The organism is Duncaniella freteri, assembly GCF_004766125.1.
GTDB classification, from domain to species: Bacteria; Bacteroidota; Bacteroidia; order Bacteroidales; family Muribaculaceae; genus Duncaniella; species Duncaniella freteri.
On sequence record NZ_SJSA01000001.1, the window covers coordinates 1,429,449 to 1,449,088 of the forward strand.

22 protein-coding genes and 1 pseudogene are annotated in these 19,640 nt (G+C 51.6%); 5 read left to right on the top strand and 18 right to left on the bottom strand.

The features are described from left to right. Window positions 1-8 precede the first annotated feature (8 nt). Entirely contained in the window at window positions 9-1,484 is a 1,476-nt protein-coding gene (locus tag EZ315_RS06070; RefSeq protein ID WP_135471294.1) for a TolC family protein, read from the bottom strand. A gap of 529 nt (window positions 1,485-2,013) precedes the next feature. Here EZ315_RS06070 and EZ315_RS06075 point away from each other — a divergent pair. The 5 genes and pseudogenes from EZ315_RS06075 to EZ315_RS06095 form a co-directional block, all read left to right on the top strand. Continuing rightward, window positions 2,014-2,406 (top strand): BlaI/MecI/CopY family transcriptional regulator, encoded by a 393-nt coding sequence (locus EZ315_RS06075; protein ID WP_135471295.1) that lies wholly within the window; start codon window positions 2,014-2,016, stop codon window positions 2,404-2,406. Between the two features lie 14 nt (window positions 2,407-2,420). Beyond that, a complete protein-coding gene (locus tag EZ315_RS06080; protein ID WP_135471296.1) occupies window positions 2,421-4,124 on the top strand; it encodes a M56 family metallopeptidase in 1,704 nt (567 codons plus the stop codon). 243 nt (window positions 4,125-4,367) lie between these two features. Then, window positions 4,368-5,669, top strand: a complete 1,302-nt coding sequence (locus tag EZ315_RS06085) for a DUF3575 domain-containing protein (RefSeq protein WP_135471297.1) — start codon at window positions 4,368-4,370, stop codon at window positions 5,667-5,669. Then, the gene (locus EZ315_RS06090; protein ID WP_135471298.1) at window positions 5,666-6,628 is read left to right on the top strand and encodes a DUF5119 domain-containing protein; all 963 of its coding nucleotides are present in this window, start codon (window positions 5,666-5,668) and stop codon (window positions 6,626-6,628) included. The genes EZ315_RS06085 and EZ315_RS06090 overlap by 4 nt, the downstream gene beginning before the upstream one ends. An 87-nt stretch (window positions 6,629-6,715) precedes the next feature. Further along, a pseudogene (locus EZ315_RS06095) lies at window positions 6,716-6,853 on the top strand (IS3 family transposase); the annotation flags it as partial. A gap of 91 nt (window positions 6,854-6,944) precedes the next feature. Here the strand turns inward: EZ315_RS06095 and EZ315_RS06100 are convergent. From EZ315_RS06100 to EZ315_RS06180, 17 genes are all read right to left on the bottom strand, one after another. Further along, complete coding sequence (locus tag EZ315_RS06100; protein ID WP_135471299.1) at window positions 6,945-8,000, bottom strand: fimbrillin family protein; 1,056 nt, start codon at window positions 7,998-8,000, stop codon at window positions 6,945-6,947. A 337-nt stretch (window positions 8,001-8,337) separates the two neighbouring features. Next, a complete protein-coding gene (locus EZ315_RS06105; RefSeq protein ID WP_135471922.1) occupies window positions 8,338-8,916 on the bottom strand; it encodes an electron transport complex protein RnfA in 579 nt (192 codons plus the stop codon). Window positions 8,917-8,926: 10 nt separating this feature from the next. Further along, window positions 8,927-9,520, bottom strand: coding sequence for an RnfABCDGE type electron transport complex subunit E (locus tag EZ315_RS06110; RefSeq protein ID WP_135471300.1), 594 nt, complete (start codon window positions 9,518-9,520; stop codon window positions 8,927-8,929). A gap of 12 nt (window positions 9,521-9,532) precedes the next feature. Beyond that, window positions 9,533-10,117, bottom strand: coding sequence for an RnfABCDGE type electron transport complex subunit G (locus tag EZ315_RS06115; protein ID WP_242452523.1), 585 nt, complete (start codon window positions 10,115-10,117; stop codon window positions 9,533-9,535). Continuing rightward, on the bottom strand, window positions 10,114-11,070 hold the full coding sequence (locus tag EZ315_RS06120) for an RnfABCDGE type electron transport complex subunit D (RefSeq protein ID WP_135471301.1): 957 nt from the start codon (window positions 11,068-11,070) through the stop codon (window positions 10,114-10,116). The genes EZ315_RS06115 and EZ315_RS06120 overlap by 4 nt, the downstream gene beginning before the upstream one ends. A gap of 232 nt (window positions 11,071-11,302) precedes the next feature. Further along, window positions 11,303-12,280: a calcium/sodium antiporter gene (locus EZ315_RS06125; protein ID WP_135471302.1), complete on the bottom strand. Its 978-nt coding sequence runs from the start codon at window positions 12,278-12,280 to the stop codon at window positions 11,303-11,305. 67 nt (window positions 12,281-12,347) lie between these two features. Continuing rightward, window positions 12,348-12,548 (bottom strand): HEPN domain-containing protein, encoded by a 201-nt coding sequence (locus EZ315_RS16975; protein ID WP_135471924.1) that lies wholly within the window; start codon window positions 12,546-12,548, stop codon window positions 12,348-12,350. Beyond that, a complete protein-coding gene (locus tag EZ315_RS16855) occupies window positions 12,548-12,760 on the bottom strand; it encodes a HEPN domain-containing protein (protein ID WP_135471303.1) in 213 nt (70 codons plus the stop codon). Before EZ315_RS16855 ends, EZ315_RS16975 begins: the two co-directional genes overlap by 1 nt. Further along, window positions 12,751-13,074 carry a nucleotidyltransferase domain-containing protein gene (locus EZ315_RS06140; RefSeq protein WP_135471304.1) on the bottom strand — a complete coding sequence of 108 codons (324 nt, stop codon included), beginning with the start codon at window positions 13,072-13,074 and terminating at the stop codon, window positions 12,751-12,753. Before EZ315_RS06140 ends, EZ315_RS16855 begins: the two co-directional genes overlap by 10 nt. Window positions 13,075-13,129: 55 nt before the next feature. Further along, a complete protein-coding gene (locus EZ315_RS06145) occupies window positions 13,130-13,699 on the bottom strand; it encodes a uracil-DNA glycosylase family protein (protein ID WP_135471305.1) in 570 nt (189 codons plus the stop codon). A 125-nt stretch (window positions 13,700-13,824) separates the two neighbouring features. Next, complete coding sequence (gene efp / locus EZ315_RS06150) at window positions 13,825-14,391, bottom strand: elongation factor P (protein WP_135471306.1); 567 nt, start codon at window positions 14,389-14,391, stop codon at window positions 13,825-13,827. A gap of 67 nt (window positions 14,392-14,458) precedes the next feature. Further along, on the bottom strand, window positions 14,459-15,049 hold the full coding sequence (locus tag EZ315_RS06155) for an FKBP-type peptidyl-prolyl cis-trans isomerase (RefSeq protein WP_135471307.1): 591 nt from the start codon (window positions 15,047-15,049) through the stop codon (window positions 14,459-14,461). A 3-nt stretch (window positions 15,050-15,052) separates the two neighbouring features. Then, window positions 15,053-15,826, bottom strand: coding sequence for a zinc ribbon domain-containing protein (locus tag EZ315_RS06160; protein ID WP_135471308.1), 774 nt, complete (start codon window positions 15,824-15,826; stop codon window positions 15,053-15,055). A 56-nt stretch (window positions 15,827-15,882) separates the two neighbouring features. Further along, complete coding sequence (locus EZ315_RS06165) at window positions 15,883-16,680, bottom strand: Nif3-like dinuclear metal center hexameric protein (protein WP_135471309.1); 798 nt, start codon at window positions 16,678-16,680, stop codon at window positions 15,883-15,885. Next, complete coding sequence (gene aspS / locus EZ315_RS06170; RefSeq protein WP_135471310.1) at window positions 16,677-18,431, bottom strand: aspartate--tRNA ligase; 1,755 nt, start codon at window positions 18,429-18,431, stop codon at window positions 16,677-16,679. Before aspS ends, EZ315_RS06165 begins: the two co-directional genes overlap by 4 nt. A 138-nt stretch (window positions 18,432-18,569) precedes the next feature. Continuing rightward, complete coding sequence (locus EZ315_RS06175) at window positions 18,570-19,079, bottom strand: hypothetical protein (protein ID WP_135471311.1); 510 nt, start codon at window positions 19,077-19,079, stop codon at window positions 18,570-18,572. Window positions 19,080-19,104: 25 nt separating this feature from the next. After that, window positions 19,105-19,587 (bottom strand): hypothetical protein, encoded by a 483-nt coding sequence (locus EZ315_RS06180; protein ID WP_135471312.1) that lies wholly within the window; start codon window positions 19,585-19,587, stop codon window positions 19,105-19,107. Window positions 19,588-19,640 lie beyond the last annotated feature (53 nt).

Sequence of the window (19,640 nt, forward strand, 5' to 3'; positions counted from 1 at the left end):
TATGGTGATTAAAGAGTTCCTAAAACTTTTGAAAGATATACGTCGCACAGATATACGTCGATGCGTGCATCGATATTCTCGCTGTGGGCTTTGAGCCATGCTGTCTGAGCCTCCATTACGTTGTCGACAGTCATCACTCCGTTGCGGAAGCCGAGGTCGGCGCATCGCAGGTTCTCGTCGGCTTTGGCGAGATTGGTCTCGGTCATGTCGCGGGTCTTGACAGCCTCGGCTGCCTTGTAGGAGGCCTGGCGTACCTGGAGGTCCACGAGTTCGCGGGCGTTTTCAAGATCCATGCGCATTGCGGCAGTCTGGGCCTTGGCGGCGCGGTATTTGTTGTAGTTGCCACCCCAGTGCCACAGGGGTATGGTGAGCATTGCTCCGATCGAGAACTGTCCGTTGAATTTCTTCTTGAAGCCGTCGAAGATATTGGGGTTGGAGAATGAGTAGGCTCCTACGACAGCGAGGTTGGGCATCATGGACGAGCGTGCGACATTGGCTTTCTGCTCATAGATCTTCACTCCAAGTTCGAGCGACCGTAGGTCGTCGCGGCGGTCGTAGACCTGCTGCATGTCTATCTGGGAGTCGTCGGCGAGTATGGCTGGGGTGATGATGCTGATGATGCACTCCGCGTCCTCGTCGGCAACACGGAAGTCGGAGTGTATCGGGAGCCCGCACACCTGGGCGAGTGCCATGCGTGAGAGGACGAGACCGTTGTTGACTTTTGTGAGGTCGACCTGGGCGGAGTTGAGCTTGACATCGACCGTGAGCTGGTCGCTGCGGGTGGCTACACCTTCCTTGATCATAAGCGATACATTGTGGCTCAGAGTGTCGAGAAGATTGACGTAGCTTTCGGCGAGCTTCTGTTTTGCCTTGAGCGATACCACCTGCCAGTAGGCGGCGTCAACAGCATATATCACGTCCTTTGACGCTCCGTTGAGCTGGGTCTTGGCAAGGTCCTCGGCATAGTTGGTAATCTTGTTCATCGCAACGATCTTCCCTCCCATGAATATGGGCTGGGTGAGGGTTATCGCTCCGAAGAACACATTGTGGATGTCATATTCCAAAGCCTCTTTGGGAAGATAGGCTACCTGTTCGGGTACGTACTGTCCGTTTACCTGTATGGGTTTTCCGGTCATCGGGTCCTTGACCAGATTGAATTCGTAGCCCTGTTTCTCAAGGTTGAATGTCTTGACCGGAAGGAACTGGTCGGAATCGAACATCGATATCTTCTTCTGGTTGTACATGTATCCTCCGGCGAAGTCGAGCGACGGTAGGTAGGCGGCAAATGCTTCATCCTTCTGGTAGCCTGCCGCACGTACCTGCTCGGCTCCGCGGCGCAGATTCTTGTTGTTGGCAAGGGCGAGGTCGCGGCACTGCGCGAGGGTGAGGACAGAACCGTCGGCGACAGCCTGATCGGGTGTCTGTGCTATTGCCGGAAGCACGATGGCACATATGGCGGAAACTACTGTAAGTCGCAATCTCATATCGGAAACTGTAAATAGTTGATAATTAGTGATGATGGAAGCTATTCGGCTGCATTGCATTGGGGGTGCTTCCTGCCGATAAATTTCCCTCTGCAAAATTAACCCCTTTCGAGCATAAAAAGTTTATTTTTTTAACAGATAAATTCGCGTGAAATAGCTCTGTTTTTGGTCAGAATGTCTTATCGCTGTGCAAATATTAGACCAGAGGACTAAAGATAAAGACAGGAGAACAAATAGAACAATAGAACAGGTGGAGTGTCAAAACAATGCATTGTATAATGACTGCTTTTAACCTACTAATCTTTACTAAAAGCACCTTAAGGTGCTTTTGTTCTACTGTTCTCCTGTCTTAACTTTAGTTCTCTGGTCTAGAATTTTTTTCAGTGAACTATAATTTTAGTTTTGATAATTTAATAATTAGTTATATCTTTGCCATGTCAACTAAATAATTCATTATCCATTGCCGGAATGCGGGTGGTTTTGGTTGTCGACCCCTTGACCGGCAGTGTAATTAAAACTTACTTTATATATGAAAGCCGGACGTAAGCCGCAAGCGATCCTCACTGAGAAAGAGATGCTCATAATGCAGATTCTATGGGAACATGGTCCGCAACATGTGCGCGATATGCTCAGGTACTATGATGAGCCGAAGCCTCATTTCAACACCGTTTCGACCCTTGTGCGTATCCTCCAGGAGAAGGGCAAGGTGGGTCATGAGGTGGTGGGTGGCTCTCACCGCTATTACGCCATAGCCAGCAAGGAGGAGATACGCGACCGCTCGCTCAAGGATGTTGTGGCAAACTATTTTAATAACTCCTACAAAAGTGCGGTGTCCGCTCTTGTTGAGGATGAGAAGATCTCGCTTGAAGAGCTCCGTGACATCATAGCCATGGTGGAGCAGGGGGGTAAACAGACTATATAACCAAAACAAGTAAAATGGGTCCTCTCTTTGCATATTCCATAAGCTGCTCCGTGCTGCTGGCATTGATGTATATGGCATACAAGTGGGTGCTTGCGTCGGAGAATCAGCATCGCTTCAACCGCATTGTGCTGTGGAGCATTTATCTGGTGTCACTTTCCGCCATCCCTCTCGGTGTGGTTGCGGACCGTTGGCTCGCCGACAGTTCTGAGGATTTGCCCGCAGGACTGATAGAGGTGGGCGGCATTATGATGCTTCCTGTGGCGGAGGATTCCGCATCGCTTGCCGATATCATATGCTCAGCCATTCTATGGATATATGTTTCGGGTATGGTCGTTGCGATGCTGCATACAGGCGTGGTGGCTGTGCGTCTTGCCTTGATTGTGAGAAGCGGGAGCGGGGCGGATGCCTGCGGGCAGCGGGTGATACTCATTCGGGACGAGGGGATAGCTCCGTTCAGTGTGATGGGTGCGATAGTGATGTCGCATAAGGACTATGCCGAGTCCGGAGAGATGATAGTGGCTCATGAGTGCTGCCATGTGAGACACCGCCATTGGGTGGATCTTGTGATGGCTCAGCTCGTAGCCGTGTTTCAGTGGTACAATCCTGCCGCATGGCTCATGCGTGAGGAGCTTAAGGCGGTGCACGAATACCAGGCGGATTCCGGGGTTATCTCTTCAGGTGTCAATCCGCGTGAATATCAGATGTTATTAATAAAGAAGGCTGTCGGCGCGAGATTCCCGTCACTTGCCAACAGCCTGAATCACAGTAAACTTAAAAAACGTATCACTATGATGTACAATCCAAAGACATCAGCGAGCCGCCGACTGCGCGTGCTTGCACTGGCTCCCGCATTTGCGGCTGCTGTTCTCGTAACCGATATCCCTGCTGTTGCCGGAGCCATAGATTCTGCTTCAGGGGCTTCTCTTTCAGCTGTCATGCCTGCGGAGGCTGTCGCAGCTGTTACTGAGAGCAAAGTTACAAAAAATACTTCTGCCGGACAACCCGGGCTGTCCGGCAGGCAGGATGCTGCCGTGGCACCCGCGAGCGATAAGAAGGTCCGGACCAAAAACTTGGAGGAGATAGTGGTGGTGGGCTATGGCACGGCCAAGAAGACCAGCACCCCTGAAGCCGGGAGGGTGAACGGCAATGCATGTGACGGAGAGGAGATGGGGTTCGATGTGGTTGACGAGGCTCCGGAGTATCCCGGCGGTCAGGTCGAACTGATGAAATTCATAGCAAAGAATATCCGCTATCCTCATGACGCAATGAAGGACTCGATAGAGGGTAATGTGGTGGTGAGATTCATAGTGGGCAATGACGGCAAGGTGTCATCGCCCGAGATAGTGCGAGGCGTATGCCCTTCAATTGATGCAGAGGCATTGCGGGTGGTTTCGTCACTACCAGCATTAAAGCCTGCCAGAATGAAAGGCAAGCCGGTGGAGCTGTGGTATAATCTTCCCATCGCGTTCAGGCTGACCGGGAATGATCGGAAGAAGCTTATCGCCTCAATTGGAACAAATAGCAGCCGAGGGATGGTAGCTGTGGAGCTGAATGGCGATGAAAAGGATGTGACCTTCATTGTCGACGGTGTAAGGGTGGAAAGCATCAGGGATATCGATCAGAGCACTATAGAACGTGTAAATGTATGGAAAGATGAGACCAGTCCCCTTTACGTGAAATATAAGACTCCGATAGTGGAGATAATTCTCAAGAAGTAACAAGGCGGAATCTGACGTAAACGAAATCAGGGATACCCCTCTGCGGGGGTGTCTCTGATTGCTTTACAGGTCCTATTCAGGTACTGTTTTCTTGCATAGTTAGCGTGAATTAGATAATTTTGTAATCGTTTTTTGAGAGTTGGATTATACCTTTATTCAACATTACTATCATGAATGTCCGGTCACATATCGTAGAATGAGTTATCGGGCAAGTGTTGAACTCACGCATGAGATTGTCAATTGATGAAAAGATTGATCATATTTCTTCTGCTGGATATTTTTGTAGGGTCAATGGCCATGGCACAGATCGCCACGGATTCTACGAAGGTCTATTTTCGGTCCGGACACAGCCGTTTCGAACCTGAGATGGACGGTAATTCCGTTGCCATGAGGCATTTTCTGGAGGAGATACGCAGTCAGGCCGCCATTGACAATATAGAGCGTGTGCTTGTGCGGTCGTACACATCACCCGACGGTGTGAGCACAGCCAATGAGCTTCTTAGTGAGAACCGTAGCATGTCACTTGCCTCATATATAGCTGCTGAGACAGGCGTTGATGTCAGATTGATCGACAGATCCCCAGGCGGTATTGCCTGGGATGAGCTGCGCCGGATGGTTGCCGATGACGACAGCGTGCCTCTGAGGAATGAGGTGCTGAGTATAATCGACAATACTCCGGTGTGGGTCTACGGTGCCGGCCATAAGATAATCGGCAGCCGAAAGAAAAGCCTTATGGAGCTGCAAGGGGGCGATGTGTACCGATGGCTCAGGCATCATTTTTTTCCTGAGCTGCATAATGCCGAGGTGTTTCTTTATGTGAGGGATGAGAGCCTTTCGGGAAAGAATCTTGTGGCGACTGGGCTCACAGTGAAAAGCGAGCCGGAGATCAGTGACGAGGTACCCGACATTGTTGTGGTCACTACGGCTGACACTGATCCGGAGCCAGAGGCTGATCCGGAGCCGATGGATGAGATACCGTATATTGTGGGATGGGAGATAGTGCGCGATGTGGAGTTCCGGAGGTTTGCGTTAAAGGCTAATCTCCTCTATGCCGCCATAAAGATGCCGGCTCTCGAACTGGAGTGGCGTGTGAGCAAGAACTGGTCAGTCAATCTGGAGGGTGATGTAGCCTGGTGGAAACAGAAGGAGGCCCATAAGTGCTATCAGCTTGCCATAGTCAGCCCTGAGGTGAGGCGCATATGGCTGCGTGGAAGCAGACTTCAGCATAACATGTATGCGGGTCTCTTTGTGGGAGCAGGGCTGTATGATCTTGAGGACGGCTCAAAAGGTTATCGCGGAGAGGGTGTCATGGCCGGCGTGTCGTTCGGATATTCGTGGTCGCTGTCCGATGTGTTCTCCATTGAAGCCGGTATAGGTGCCGGATGGATGACAGCACAGTATAAAGAATATATTCCTTACGAGGACCATCATATCTATATGCGTACCAGCAACACAAGCTATTTCGGTCCGCTGAAGCTCAAACTGGCGATAGTGTGGCGTTTCGGTGGTTTGGTCCATGATGAAGAAAGGGGGGGCAGGATATGAAATTGCCGTTTTACTGTATTGCTTTGGCTGGTCTGTCACTTGCAGGATGCAGGGAGGAGCTTTGCTATAATCATTTCGGGGCTGCCGATATAGATTTCAAGTGGTCGGTAAGCCAGGATCCATCGGAGCCAGGGTCACCGACGCCGTCACCATCGGGAGTGACAGTGATTGTGTACGATGCCATGGGTCAGCCTAACGAGATGTATGTGCCGCCGGGCGGGGGCAGTGTGAATTTCGGAGAGAACGGAATGCAGTCGCTTCTGCTTTATAACAACGATACGGAGAGTGTGCTTATAGCCGGTGAATCGGATGGTCCGCAGTCGGTTTATGCGACATCCACCGCCGGTTCACGTATGCCGCCCGAAGGGTTGCGTAAGCTGCATCCTGATGAGGTTGTGCTGAATCCTCCTGATATGCTCTATGCCGCCTATGTGGTGTCCCACTCGGAGGTGGGCAATCACGAGGTGATGGATATGAAGATAAGCATGGAGCCTATGGTGTTTGAATATGAGGTGAGATATGAGTTTGAATACGGTTTCAACCGTGTCATGGATGCTCGCGGAGCCATGAGCGGCATGGCAAGATGGGTGTATCTTTACAATGGCTTGACCATGAGTGACCGTGCCATTCTGGTGTATGACTGCAAGTTGTCAGATAATGCTGTGACAGCCAAGGTGATGTCGTTCGGGACACCGGGCTATCTGCCTGAATCGAGGATGGGTGATGACAGGCATGTCAATACGCTGAATCTTGAAGTGAACCTTGTCAACGGCAAGACCAAGGAATTCAATTTCGATATCACCGGGCAGCTTTCGACACAGCCCAGAGGCGGCAAGGTGTGCGTGTCGGGGCTTCGTATAGAGGACAACGAGAGCAGTTCGGGATCGGGGTTTGATGTGGATATGGATGATTGGGGCAGCAATGAGGATATAGATCTTCCGGTGGGCGGACAGCAGTGATCCTGCCGTCGCGTTGTGGAATTGCCAATACACATATCCTATAGCATAAAAAAACTGAACTGCACCCCAAAAGTTAGACAAAAAACTTTTGGGGTGCTTTTTATGAAGTACAGTTATGAACAGCGACTCGTTATAGAAGAATATATTGATTATTATAACAATAAAAGAAGTAAATCCAGGTTAAAAGGAAAGAGTCCGGTGCAGTACCGAACTCTTTCCTTTTAACAGAATAATGTTTAACCTGTCCAACTTTTTGGGGTCACTTCACAATTGAACACAACCCCTCTTTATTGCGTTAATTAATCTGTTCTAAAACTTAAGCGCCGATGTTGAAATCTACATCCGGAGATGTAGTCCAATCCTGAACTCCGTTTGAAGCATCTACCTCGAATTCTATTTTCTCAACACCAGCAGCTGAGCCGTTTATAGTCACGTTGTAGGTGTAAGATGTACCGATTGCCCACTCGGGTTTGAGGTTGCCTTTCACATAATCGGTCTTAATGGTTTCATCGCCCTGTTTTACAACTATTTTAAAGCTCAGCGTCACATTGTTTTCTGAGTAGGTAACCGGCAGGAAGAATGCCGGACCAGTAGTGAGATCTTTGGCTGCCACAGCAGGGTCCGATCCTTCGGCAGGTTTGCCGGCCTGAATGGTTTTGTCATCACCTGTGACAGGGAGGGCTATGGATGTCCATTTATTTTCAGCTGCGTTATATTCGATTGTGCGTGACTGGCCGCTCCATAGTTCGTTGGATGAGGAGAAGTTAGCTTTGTCGTAAATGTTGCGGAATTCCACTTCGGAAATCTCAACGGTAAAATCGGAGGGGAAGCCGCTCTTGAACTTGGCGTTTACTTTTGACAGGATATGTTTGAAGTTGAGAGATACCTTGCTGTTGCCTGTGCCTTTAGCTGTTATAGCGTTTGTAGACGCGTATACGAGATCGTGCTGGTGACCGTTGGAACACTCGAAGTCTGAGATTTTGAAAGTACCGGCATCAGGACCACTCTGTGAGAAAGAAGGTGTGCCTTTTTCTAGGGCGACATTCTCACAGCTGTAGGCATAAAATTTATATGTACCACCTTCGACCCAGTACTTGGATGAACCCTCATATGTCCATGACCCATCACCATCTTTTGATACCGCGACAGCATTGAATACCGTGTGGTAATCTGATGTTGAAGCGGTGGTGTAGCCTCCATAAACTTGGAACTTTTCGAGGTTGTCAGAGGTCACCGCACGTGAAGAGTTGGTGACATGAGAGCTGAAACTGATTGCGGTACCTGCTGCGATGTTCTCTTCGAGCACATCGGTGCTTGAACATGAGGCAAGCACTAAGGATGCTGCCGCATAGGAAAGAAATTTGTTAAACATCTTTGACTGTAATTAATATAATTATAACCTTATTTTTTTAGTGCGGCAAAATTAGTAATTATTTGTATGAACATAAAAATTCAAGTTTCTCTAATTAGCGTTTTTTAACCAAAATTTTTAAGGATTAGCAGATTGGATTTATAGAATTTTTTGTGAAAATATGTAAGTGTAGGTGAAATATGCTTGTGCGCGGTGTCGTGTATCATGTTTTCAGGAGAGTGAAATGGATAAGAAAATGGTATGGATATATATGGGGATTGTATGGAAACAGCAGTCAGGGACACACCGGATGAGGTGTGTCCCTGACTGCCGTTTATTTTATGACGTGATAGGCTGATCAGCCTATCTTGATGCCTGAGAAACCCATGAATGCCATGGCAAGGAGCCCGGCGCAGATGAGCGCGATGGGGACTCCGCGCATTGCGGCGGGGACTTCGGTGCGTGCAAGCTGCTCACGTATGCCTGCAAAGATGGATATCGCCATTGTGAAGCCGATGGCGGTGGCAAAGGCGTAGACGAGCGATTCGCCGAGGTTGAGACCGTTGCGCACCACAAGTATAGCCACTCCGAGCACGGCACAGTTGGTGGTGATGAGCGGGAGGAACACTCCGAGCGCGCTGTAGAGCGCGGGAGCTATCTTCTTGAGGATGATCTCAAGCATCTGCACGAGTGCCGCGATGACGAGAATGAACACGATGGTCTGCATGAAGCCGAGCCCGAAGGGGTTGAGCACGAGATCCTGGAGCAGCCATGTCACAGCTGTGGCAAGGACCATTACGAATGTCACTGCGGCTCCCATTCCGGCTGCCGACGATAGTTTGCGTGATACGCCGATGAAAGGGCAGATGCCGAGGAACTGGGCGAATACGATGTTGTTGACAAAGATTGCCGTTATGATTATTGAGATGTATTCAATCATGGGTGTATTAGGCTTCTTTAGTGCGTAACTTGGTGAAGAGTGCTATGAGGAGACCGAGAGCTATGAATGCGCCCGGGGCAAGCACGAAGATGAGTGAGCCGAATGATTCGGGGTAGATCTCCAGTCCGAATATGCGCCCTGTGCCGAGAAGCTCGCGCACTGAGCCGAGGATGGTGAGTGCCACAGTGAAACCCAGACCGATGCCTATACCGTCGAGACAGCTGTCGGCGACACCGTTGCGGGAGGCGAATGCCTCGGCACGCCCGAGCAGGATGCAGTTGACCACGATGAGCGGGATGAAGATTCCGAGCATGGCATTGAGCGCGGGGAGGTATGCCTCCATGAGCAGCTGGAGCACTGACACGAAAGTGGCTATGACCACGATGTAGGCGGGGATGCGCACTTTGGCGGGGACGAAGTTCTTGATGAGGGATATCACCACGTTGGAGCATATGAGCACGCCCATGGTGGCGAGCCCCATGCTCATACCTGTCATTGCGCTTCCTGTGGTGCCGAGTGTGGGGCACATGCCCAGCATCAGCACGAAGGTGGGGTTCTCGGCAATGATGCCGTTATAGAGGATTCTGAGTTTTGAATTCATAGTTTAGCCGGATTATTTCTGTGCTGAAAGTTGATCGAACGCGTTGGCGGCACGTGAGAGGGCGTCGAGGAATGCGCGCGATGTTATTGTGGCGGCGGTGATGGCATCCACGTCGCCTCCGTCCTTGCTGACAGTGAGATTGGAGGTGGAAGGGTTGAGCCCGATCACGCTGCGGCGACCTTCGGGCGAACGGAACCATTCGTCCATCTTTGCGCCGAGCCCGGGGGTCTCGGCATGCTGCATCACGGCATAACCTGTGATGTTGCCTTCGGTGTCGAATCCGTATATAAGCTTGATGTCACCCGAGAATCCTTGTGAGGAGTAGCTCTCAACGGCTGCTCCTACGAGTTTTCCTCCCATTTTGGCGGGGAATACCTTGACAGGGACCGATTCTCCCTGTGGAGTGATCTCCATTGACTCGTTCACCGGATCGTTGTCGAACGCGGGGGTGACAGCCTTGATTGCCTCGATCTGCTTGTTGAGCTGTGCTGCTTTGATTGGAGCCTCGGTTATGGTGTATACACCTGCGAGTAGCGCGGCGGCTATTATGGTGATGATGCCGAGTGAGAGCACCATGTTGGTGAGTGTGGATTTCATGCTGTTGCCCTCCCTTCGCCAAATTTACGTGGTTTCATATATCGGTTGATCAGCGGTGTGACGCCGTTCATTATGAGTATGGCGAACGACATGCCTTCGGGGTAGGCTCCCCACTGACGGATGATGATGGTTATTATGCCTATCATGGCTCCGTAGAGGAGCATTCCCGGGCGGCTCATGGGGGATGTCACATAGTCGGTAGCCATGAATATGGCTCCGAGGAGCATGCCTCCGGATAGGATTTCTACCCCGACCGGTGCTCCGATGCAGAGTGAGAAAAGTGCAGCTGTGCCGATTATGGCTACCGGTATGTGCCATGTGATGACGCGGAAGCATAGAAGATAGGCAAAACCGAGCAACAGGGCTATGGCACCTACCTCGCCCATTGAGCCTCCCATGTTGCCGAGGGCGGCATCCAGGAGGTTGATCTGGTCGGGGGTGATGAGGTTCTGCTTGAGCTGTCCGAGTATGGTGGCTCCGGTGGTGGCGTCAGTGTATGCCATGCGGTTGACTATAGGCTCGGGCCATGTAGTCATTGCAACAGGGAATGACAGCAGCAGGAACACACGGCCTACGAGGGCAGGGTTGAAGATGTTGCATCCCAGTCCTCCGAAAGTCATTTTGCCTATTCCGATGGCTACAACACAACCGATGAGCACCATCCACACTGGAATGTTGGACGGGAGGTTGAGTGCCAGGAGCAGACCGGTGAGGACTGCCGAAAGATTGCCTATGGATGGCTTTCTGCCAAGCATATAGCGGGTGATCAGATACTCGGCGGCTATGCACCCAACAATCGATGTGGCGATTACTATTGCCGCTCCTATCCCGAAGTAGTAGAGCGCGAAGAGCACTGCGGGGACGAGGGCGATGATCACATGGAGCATCAGCCTGCTTACAGTGGTCGGTGTCTGCGCATGCGGGGATGGTGAAATGGTGATTAGATTATCCATTACTTTAGATGAAAACCGTGATGAATGATAATGGTATAGACTTTAGGAAAATTTGTTGCAAAATTACATAATTTTTGCTGTAATAGTGGCATATTTCACGGTTAAAATTTCTATTTGACTAAAAATTAAATCGCAGATCGCTTTGACAGATGTCTCGGCGCGAGGCTTCAACAGCCTGTAAATCTCGGAATCATAGCTGGTGAAATCATCGTAGTCTCCCGGCTGCCTGGCTTTATGCCGGAAGATTGAGATAGAGGTATGTCATGTAGGCTATGTAGAGTATGACGAGTATGGCTCCTTCGGGGCGGGTGATGGTGCGGCATCGATAGAACCATCCGAACACCCAGAACAGGATGCTTGCAAGCAGGAGCACGGAGAGGTCGGGGATGCCTATTCCTCCGAATGACAGCGGGGTGACTGTGGCTGTGCATCCGAGCACGAAGAATATGTTGAATATATTGGAGCCTATCACATTGCCGAGTGCTATGCCGGAGAAGCCTTTGGTTGCCGATACGATTGATGTGGCGAGCTCGGGGAGTGATGTTCCGGCGGCAAGGATGGTGAGTCCGATGAGCCCTTCGCTCCATCCGATTGCACGTGCGAGCCCTGATGCGCCCTCAACGAACCATTGTCCGCCAAGCACTAATCCTGCGAGTCCTCCAAGGGTGATGAGTATGGCTTTCCACAGGGGGGTGGGCTTGAATCCTGATGCGCTTGATGCCACAGGGTCATTGGCGGGAGCCGATTTTGCCGAGGCGAATGTGTGGCGCATGAATACTATGAAGAACAGCAGCAGGATGATTCCGTCGACTCGTGTCAGCACCATCGGACCGCCGTCAAGATAGGGTGCGCATCCCATAACGAGCAGCGCGACGGAGGAGAGTATCACGAGCGGGATCTCATTGATGAGCACTCCGCGTGTTACGGCTATGGGGCGTATCAGGGCTGTTATGCCTATGATTACGAGGATGTTGAATATGTTGGAGCCAACTATGTTGCCTATCGCCATTTCGGAGGAGGCGTTGAGTGCCGATGTCACCGACACCACGAGTTCGGGTGCGCTTGTCATCATTGCGACGATGGTAAGCCCTATGAGGAAGTCGCTCATGCCGAAGCGTTTGGCGAGTGCGACCGAGCCGTCGGTCATGTAGTTGGCTCCTGCCAGTATCAGCACAAGCCCGGCTATGAGGAATATTATATCAAGAAACATTGTATGCGGTCTGTTGTATGTTCGTTTAGTGAGGTCTGCTGTGTTGGGGGCAGAGCAGTGAATCATTCTAAAAGTCTTGTCGTGTACCGATCAGAGATTGCAAAGAAGAAAGCATTAATTCGGTCTTTTTTATCAGAGGCTCGATTTCATCTTTTTCGTAATCAAAAGTGTCACCGTAGTCCCCTTGTTGTCTCATTGAAAACAATATATTCAAAAGTCGGGCTGTGTTTTTATCCAATTTGCCTTCTTTGACGAAATACAGGTTGATTAGTGTCTGAGTACACCTGCATGGGTATTGACAGAATGCCCATGATTAATTAACAATGCGGATGCCATGTAAAATGCAGAGTAATAAAGCCTGTTTGCACATAGGCTGAGATGCCCTAAAGACAACACGTCTTTTGCTTCTTTGAGGGTATGGAATGCTTTCTCTATGCGGTAGCATACAATCGCTTTGCGGTCGTCGTCAGTTAGCCCCATATCGTTATTCCTTCGTTTGCGATATTATAGTATAATGGATTTGAATGTTTCCCTGACGCCATGTCTCTAAATGTGGAGACTATGGGATTGATTTCTTGATTTATGTCCCACCCAAGCTGACGAAATGGAAATCCGTAGTCATCGAGGTCCTCGACCGTCCGTTTTTCTTTATTGAGAAGTATGAGGATGTCCCAGTCGGAGTTTTCTTGGGCTGTGCCTCGCGCCCGAGAGCCGAATAGAATCACCTTGGCTCCTTTAGGAAGAAGTCTGGATGCTTCTCTTATGATTAGATTTATGACATTGATTGTATCCATATTACAAAAGTAGGAATTATGAGTAATACAAACAAATTATCTTAGCATTAAGATGTTACGGCTCTATTCCTGCGGCGTTGAAGAGGGTGGCGTAGTAGGCGGCTTTGTTTTCGAGGGGGAGAGGGTAGGCGCGGGAGGTTGATGGCATACGCCATATGTCGAGGTTTCGTGCCGTGTCGGTGACCATATGCCCCATTTTGGGTGTTTCTGTGCCGGTGATCGATGCGATTACTCCTGCGGCTTTCTCTCCGGTGGTGGCAATGGTGCGGCACAGGGGGATGCGGGCGAGGAGGTCGAAGAGCGGCACAGGGGTGACTATCTCCAGGTATTTGTCGGAGGCGTTGTCACGCAGGCGTCTGATTTCGCGGCCGGTGTCGTGCAGGGCTATCCCTTTGTCATCAAGAAGATCTTTGATGAGGTCGAGCCGGAATGAGCGGGACCTTGTGTCGTAGAGGTAGGTGGGGTCGTTGAAGAATATGAGCCCCATGATTTTCCAGAAGTCGTTGGTGCGGTTGGGGTAATAGAACTCCATAGCCCAGCGGTGAGGCTGAGGAGGGAATGTGCCCATGATCAAGACCTTGGCACCGGAGGGGAGGTAGGGCGGAAAGGGATGGGTTTCGAGCATTTTCAGGTGTGTAGTATGGGTGGGATGGTCTGTATTATAAAAAATGTGAGAGCCTGAAAAGTTCAGGCTGCGTCTGACTTTTCAGGCTCTTGATGAGTCGGGTCCCGTGGGTATATTGGGCGGGATTATTCCTTGACGCGTTCTTTGTAGGAACCGTCGCGGGTGTCGATGACTACCTTGTCGCCGATGTTGCAGAAGAGGGGCACGCGCACCTCTGCTCCGGTCTCTACGGTAGCGGGCTTGAGGGTGTTGGTAGCGGTGTCGCCCTTGATGCCGGGTTCGGTGTAGGTGATCTCAAGAGTCACTGAGGTGGGCATCTCGCAGGTGAGGATTGTTTCGCTCTCGGCGTGTACCATTGCTTCGCAGATGTCACCGTCCTTGAGGAACTGTACGCCTTCGATGCTTTCGCCGGCTATGATCACTTCTTCCCAAGTCTCGGTGTGGAGGAAGTGGTAGCCCATATCGTCCTTGTAGCTGTACTGGTAGGGGCGACGCTCGATGCGCACTTCATTTACCTTTACGCCGGAGTTCCAGGTCTTGTCGAGTACGCGGCCTGTCTGGACGTTCTTAAGTTTTGTGCGGACGAAAGCCGGTCCTTTGCCGGGCTTTACGTGAAGGAATTCTACGATGAAGAAGTACTGCCCGTCGATGTCGAGGCACATACCGTTCTTGAAGTCTGCAGTTGTTGCCATTTTATTTGGTTTATGCTTTTTTTAGTATAGAGTGGTCAAGTATAAGAAGAGTAGTGTATGGGGGCGATCAGTTGCATCCGCCGCAGCATCCGCCGTTGTCGCAGCAGGAGTCGTCGCTGCCGTCGGCAGATCCGCATCCTCCGCCACAACCGCCGCATCCTCCGCCGCATGGAGAGGGATGGATCTCTTCGGGGGTGGCGTCACGCACGGTGACTACTTTGCCGTTGGCGAAGTGGAGTGCCTGCCCTACGAGGGGATGGTTGAAGTCCATTATGACGTGTTCGGAGGTCACTTCTTTCACCAATCCTGTGATCTGGTAGCCGTCGGCGGTGTACATGGGGATTCTTGCTCCGGGCTTTACGCGCGAGTCGATGTTGCCTTTGTCGTCAAGGAAGAGGTCGCGGTCAAGTGATGCCACGTCGTCGGGGTTGAACGGTATGCCTTCCTCGGCGGGGACTTTCACGTCGAATGACGCTCCTTGCTCAAGCCCTTCGAGTGCGGAGGCAAGTGCAGGTATGAGTCCGGGGGTGATGCCGAAGATGAACCGTTCGGGATCGGCGGGCTCTACGGTGTGCACCTGTGTCTCCGGTTCGCCGGGGAGGGATGCGTAGAGGTCGTAGGCTATCTCGACGTATTTGCCTGGTTGTATCTTATCCATAGATTATTGTTCGGTGCTGATGCCTGCGAGATCGGGGTCGATCATGATGCGTCCGCAGTATTCGCATACGATGATCTTTTTGTGCATCTTGATTTCCATCTGTTTCTGCGGGGGGATGCGGTTGAAGCATCCGCCGCAGGCGTTGCGCTGGATGTAGACCACGCCGAGTCCGTTGCGGGCGTTCTTGCGGATGCGCTTGAACGCTGCGAGTGTGCGCGGGTCGTCGATGCGTGCTTCGAGGTCCTTGGCTTTGGCGCGTAGCACTTCCTCGTCCTTCTTGGTCTCGGAGATGATCTCTTCGAGCTGCTGACGCTTGTCGGAGAGGATGATGTTGCGGTCGGTGAGGTTCTCTTCGGCAGATGCGATCTCGGCGGTCTTTGCCTCGATTTCGCGGCTGTACTGACCGATGCGCTTCTCGGAGAGCTGGATCTCAAGAGTCTGGTATTCTATCTCTTTTGAGAGGAGGTCAAACTCGCGGTTGTTTCTCACGTTGTCGAGCTGAGTCTTGTAGGTGGCAATCTGCTCCTCTGCGACTTTTATCTTGTTCTGCTCCTGTGCTGACTGGGAGCGTAGGTCCTCGATTTCGTGGTTGTACTTGTCGATGCGGGTGTGGAGCCCGGCGATTACGTCCTCCAGGTCACGCACTTCCTCGGGGAGCTCGCCGCGGATGGTGCGGATGCGGTCGATTTCCGAAAGGATTGTCTGAAGCTCGTAGAGTGAGCGGAGGCGGTGCTCTACCGAGTTAGCCTGGTCGATTTTAGCTTGATCTTTGGCCATATAATTGTGAAGATTTTGATTCCTTTGAGTGGGTTGTGTTTTCAGAACATTTGATGTCACACGTAGGTCACAGGGTTGTGTTCGCACTTGGCGATATGGACCGCAAAGTTAGGAAATTTTTGGGAAATAATGCGCGAAAAAATTGATTTAGTGCATATTTCGCTTTCAAAATGCCCGGTGTCGATGATGAGAATGTCTCTTCCGTGGTCCAGGAAGTCGTGGTAACGGATGTCGGAGGATATGTAGGCTTCCGCGCCGGCGGCTATGGCCGCCGGGATGAATTCGCCTCCCGATCCGCTTGACAGGGCTACCTTGTGTATCCCGCTCAGTGAGGGGATGCCTCTTGTGACACGTACGCGCGGGGCGTTGTAGACCCTCTTGACTGCATCGATAAGTCCGTCGCTTGTGATGGTTCCGTGCTCGGGGATGCCGATCACGCCGAGCCCTGCCGAGGGTGTGTGCGCGTCGGGCACAAGCGGCTGCATGGCTGTGAGTCCGAGCATCGACCCGAGCTCGCGGCTCACTCCTAAGGGCGCGCTGTCGAGGGCGGTGTGGCTTGAGTATACGGCTATGCCGTGGCGTATGGCGAGGATTACGGCTCGTTCCGCCTGGGATGCCCCGGTGATGGAGCGGAGCCCTTTGAAGATCAGGGGATGGTGTGACACGATAAGATTACACCCCTGATCCTTGGCTTCTTCAACCACGGCAGGGGTGACATCGAGGCACAGCATCACGCCCGAACATTCGTCCGAGCTCTCCATCGGGGCTATCTGCCAACCCGTATTGTCCCAGGATTCCTGGAGTGCGGGGTCGGCATAGGCCTCGATGGCTGTGACTATATCTTTGAGGGTCATTCTTTGAGGTTGAGCTTTATCTGGAGCTCATCGAGCTGGGAGTCGTCGATCGATGCGGGTGCGTCGATCATCATGTCGCGGCCGGAGTTGTTTTTGGGGAATGCGATGACGTCGCGTATGGAGTCGAGTCCGGCGAGGATCGACACGAAGCGGTCAAATCCGAATGCCAGTCCGCCATGAGGTGGCGCGCCGTACTTGAAGGCGTTCATCAGGAAGCCGAACTTGTATTGAGCGTCCTCTTCGCTGAGTCCGAGCAGGCGGAACATATGGTCCTGTAGCTCTGCCTCGTGTATACGTATGGAGCCTCCTCCGAGCTCGTTGCCGTTGACCACCATGTCGTATGCCGTGGCGCGCACTGCTCCGGTGTCGGAGTCGAGAAGATGGAGGTCGTCGGGGTTGGGTGAGGTGAACGGATGGTGCATGGCGTAGTAACGCTGAGTCTCGTCGTCCCACTCGAACAGGGGGAAGTCGATGACCCATAGGCAGGAGAACTTCTGCGGGTCGCGGAGCCCGAGCCGTGAGCCCATCTCAAGACGAAGCTCGCACAGCTGCTTGCGGGTCTTTGCCGTTTGTCCGGCGAGGATGAGCATGAGGTCGCCCTTTCCTGCTGCGGCGCGGTCGGTCCATGTGCGTAGCTCCTCTTCGGTATAGAATTTTGATACGGACGATTTTATGGAGCCGTCCTCTTCGATCTTTACCCACATCATGCCTTTGGCTCCTATCTGCGGGCGTTTCACGAAGTCGGTGAGCTGGTCGAGCTGTTTGCGGGTGTAGCCTGCGCAGCCCGGAGCCACGATGGCTCCGACGTATTCGGCGTCGTCAAGCACGGAGAATCCTTTGCCGCCTGTGAGGTCCTTGAGCTCCACGAATTCCATTCCGAAGCGTGTGTCGGGCTTGTCGGATCCGTAAAGGCGCATGGCGTCGGCCCATGTCATGCGGGGGAAAGGATCGGTGAAGTCTATGTCCTTTACATATTTAAATATGTGCTTTACGAGACCTTCGAACATCTGCAGAACGTCTTCCTGAGTCACAAACGACATCTCGCAGTCGATCTGTGTGAACTCGGGCTGGCGGTCGGCGCGCAGGTCCTCGTCGCGGAAGCATTTCACTATCTGGAAATAGCGGTCGAATCCGCTTACCATCAGGAGCTGCTTGAATGTCTGTGGTGACTGGGGGAGCGCGTAGAACTGTCCCGGATTCATGCGGGAGGGCACCACGAAGTCGCGTGCTCCTTCGGGCGTCGACTTGATGAGCACAGGTGTCTCCACTTCCAGGAAGCCTTTGGAGTCGAGATAACGGCGTATCTCGAATGCCATGCGGTGGCGCAGTTCAAGATTGCCGCGCACGCATGAGCGGCGCAGGTCGAGATAGCGGTACTTCATGCGCAGGTCGTCGCCGCCGTCGGTCTCATCCTCGATGGTGAACGGTGGCACTTCGCTGCGGTTGAGCACCTTAAGCTCCTTGGCTATGATTTCGATCTCACCGGTGGGGAGATTGGGGTTCTTGCTTGTGCGTTCAGCCACGGTGCCTGTGACCTGGATCACCCATTCGCGCCCCAGATGGTTGGCGTTGTCGCAGAGGGCGGCGTCGGCGTCGCTCTCAAATACTATTTGCGTGATGCCGTAACGGTCACGGATGTCGACGAACGTCATGCCGCCCATCTTACGTGTCCTCTGCACCCAGCCGGCAAGGGTCACTTCACGGCCGGCATCGCTCAGGCGGAGTTCTCCGCATGTATTTGTCCTGTACATAAATTTTTGGTTTCGTGACTGCAAAGGTAGTGATTTCTATCAATTTTCGCAAGCGGAAATTATAGAGTGGATGCCTGGACGGTTAGGGCGGGACGGCTCATGATTCCGTCCCGCCCGTATCGTTGGAGTTGAAGGGCTTTATTCGATCAGGAAGCGGAGGTAGTCGGCTGTGATTTCCGGCATGTGTACTTTCGTGCCTTTGCTCTGTGCTTCTTTTACGGTTTCGTTTATTGCGTTTACGTTGTCGTTGATGTATCGGAATGTGCGTTCGGACATGTTCAAGTCCGATGCCTTTTTTGCTGAACATACCATCAAGCCGTCAACAATGGTCACTTTGCTGTAATATCGATATAGGGCTGCGCGTGTCATCTCATGTTCTTCGGGGTATGGTTCTGTGATGGCTTTGGCTGATTGTGGATTGGATGTGTTGCGTTGTCCTGTGGTTGTGTTCTCCAATGCCGCTATGTCCACATCAATAAAGGAATTGTTGGCAATTATCATTTTTGCAGTGGTGATGGGCGGTGCTGAAGGTCGGTCATCAACGCTGGATTGCTGTTGCCGGTCGATTGTTGTGTCGGATATGATATCCGAACTGTTTGCACATGATGTTATGAACATCGCCACAATGAAAAGAATTGTAAGTTTCATAGTTGTAAGAGTATTATGATATTATTTATTGTGAAACCCATACTCCGCCACCTGTTGGATTTCCAGAGCATGAGAGAAAGTATACACACTCCGAACCGCTCGGATGTCTTGTAAATGATGCGGAAAATGTCCAATATTTAAATTTCATATTTGGATTTATATATTCGTCAACCCATACATAGGGTAATCCCCATCCCCCTCTAATGGCATAATAGTAGGAGAGTGGTTTAGCTACTGCAAGGTGGGTCTTGCGATGTCCGTCCTCGATGGGGTTGTGGCAGGTGAGTTCGACGATTATATCATAGTAACAAGTGGTTGTTGTTTTGATCCATGCGAATTTTTTTGCTGGAAAGGACCACTCACAACTTGTCTCGCCAAGTGGTGCTTCAATTCCACACATCATTATGATTTCTCTTTGGTCAACTGGTGGTGGTTCTGGTTCATTGTTGGCTTTTAGTAGTGGGATGCTGCTGCTGAGCAGTAGGATTAGAACAATGGATTTTTTCATAGCGACTATGTGTTGAAATGTGATTTAGCAAATATATGGAATTATTTATTGAA

Coding starts and splice junctions, on each gene's coding strand:
- EZ315_RS06155 (WP_135471307.1), bottom strand. CDS start 15,049: ATGGATAAGATACAACCAGGCAAATACGTCGAGATAGCCTACGACCTC.
- EZ315_RS06080 (WP_135471296.1), top strand. CDS start 2,421: ATGGGTCCTCTCTTTGCATATTCCATAAGCTGCTCCGTGCTGCTGGCA.
- EZ315_RS06085 (WP_135471297.1), top strand. CDS start 4,368: ATGAAAAGATTGATCATATTTCTTCTGCTGGATATTTTTGTAGGGTCA.
- EZ315_RS06115 (WP_242452523.1), bottom strand. CDS start 10,117: ATGAAATCCACACTCACCAACATGGTGCTCTCACTCGGCATCATCACC.
- EZ315_RS06125 (WP_135471302.1), bottom strand. CDS start 12,280: ATGTTTCTTGATATAATATTCCTCATAGCCGGGCTTGTGCTGATACTG.
- EZ315_RS06090 (WP_135471298.1), top strand. CDS start 5,666: ATGAAATTGCCGTTTTACTGTATTGCTTTGGCTGGTCTGTCACTTGCA.
- EZ315_RS16855 (WP_135471303.1), bottom strand. CDS start 12,760: ATGGGGCTAACTGACGACGACCGCAAAGCGATTGTATGCTACCGCATA.
- aspS (WP_135471310.1), bottom strand. CDS start 18,431: ATGTACAGGACAAATACATGCGGAGAACTCCGCCTGAGCGATGCCGGC.
- EZ315_RS06075 (WP_135471295.1), top strand. CDS start 2,014: ATGAAAGCCGGACGTAAGCCGCAAGCGATCCTCACTGAGAAAGAGATG.
- EZ315_RS06100 (WP_135471299.1), bottom strand. CDS start 8,000: ATGTTTAACAAATTTCTTTCCTATGCGGCAGCATCCTTAGTGCTTGCC.
- EZ315_RS06070 (WP_135471294.1), bottom strand. CDS start 1,484: ATGAGATTGCGACTTACAGTAGTTTCCGCCATATGTGCCATCGTGCTT.
- efp (WP_135471306.1), bottom strand. CDS start 14,391: ATGGCAACAACTGCAGACTTCAAGAACGGTATGTGCCTCGACATCGAC.
- EZ315_RS06175 (WP_135471311.1), bottom strand. CDS start 19,079: ATGAAACTTACAATTCTTTTCATTGTGGCGATGTTCATAACATCATGT.
- EZ315_RS06180 (WP_135471312.1), bottom strand. CDS start 19,587: ATGAAAAAATCCATTGTTCTAATCCTACTGCTCAGCAGCAGCATCCCA.
- EZ315_RS06120 (WP_135471301.1), bottom strand. CDS start 11,070: ATGGATAATCTAATCACCATTTCACCATCCCCGCATGCGCAGACACCG.
- EZ315_RS06140 (WP_135471304.1), bottom strand. CDS start 13,074: ATGGATACAATCAATGTCATAAATCTAATCATAAGAGAAGCATCCAGA.
- EZ315_RS06165 (WP_135471309.1), bottom strand. CDS start 16,680: ATGACCCTCAAAGATATAGTCACAGCCATCGAGGCCTATGCCGACCCC.
- EZ315_RS06110 (WP_135471300.1), bottom strand. CDS start 9,520: ATGAATTCAAAACTCAGAATCCTCTATAACGGCATCATTGCCGAGAAC.
- EZ315_RS06145 (WP_135471305.1), bottom strand. CDS start 13,699: ATGCTCGAAACCCATCCCTTTCCGCCCTACCTCCCCTCCGGTGCCAAG.
- EZ315_RS06160 (WP_135471308.1), bottom strand. CDS start 15,826: ATGGCCAAAGATCAAGCTAAAATCGACCAGGCTAACTCGGTAGAGCAC.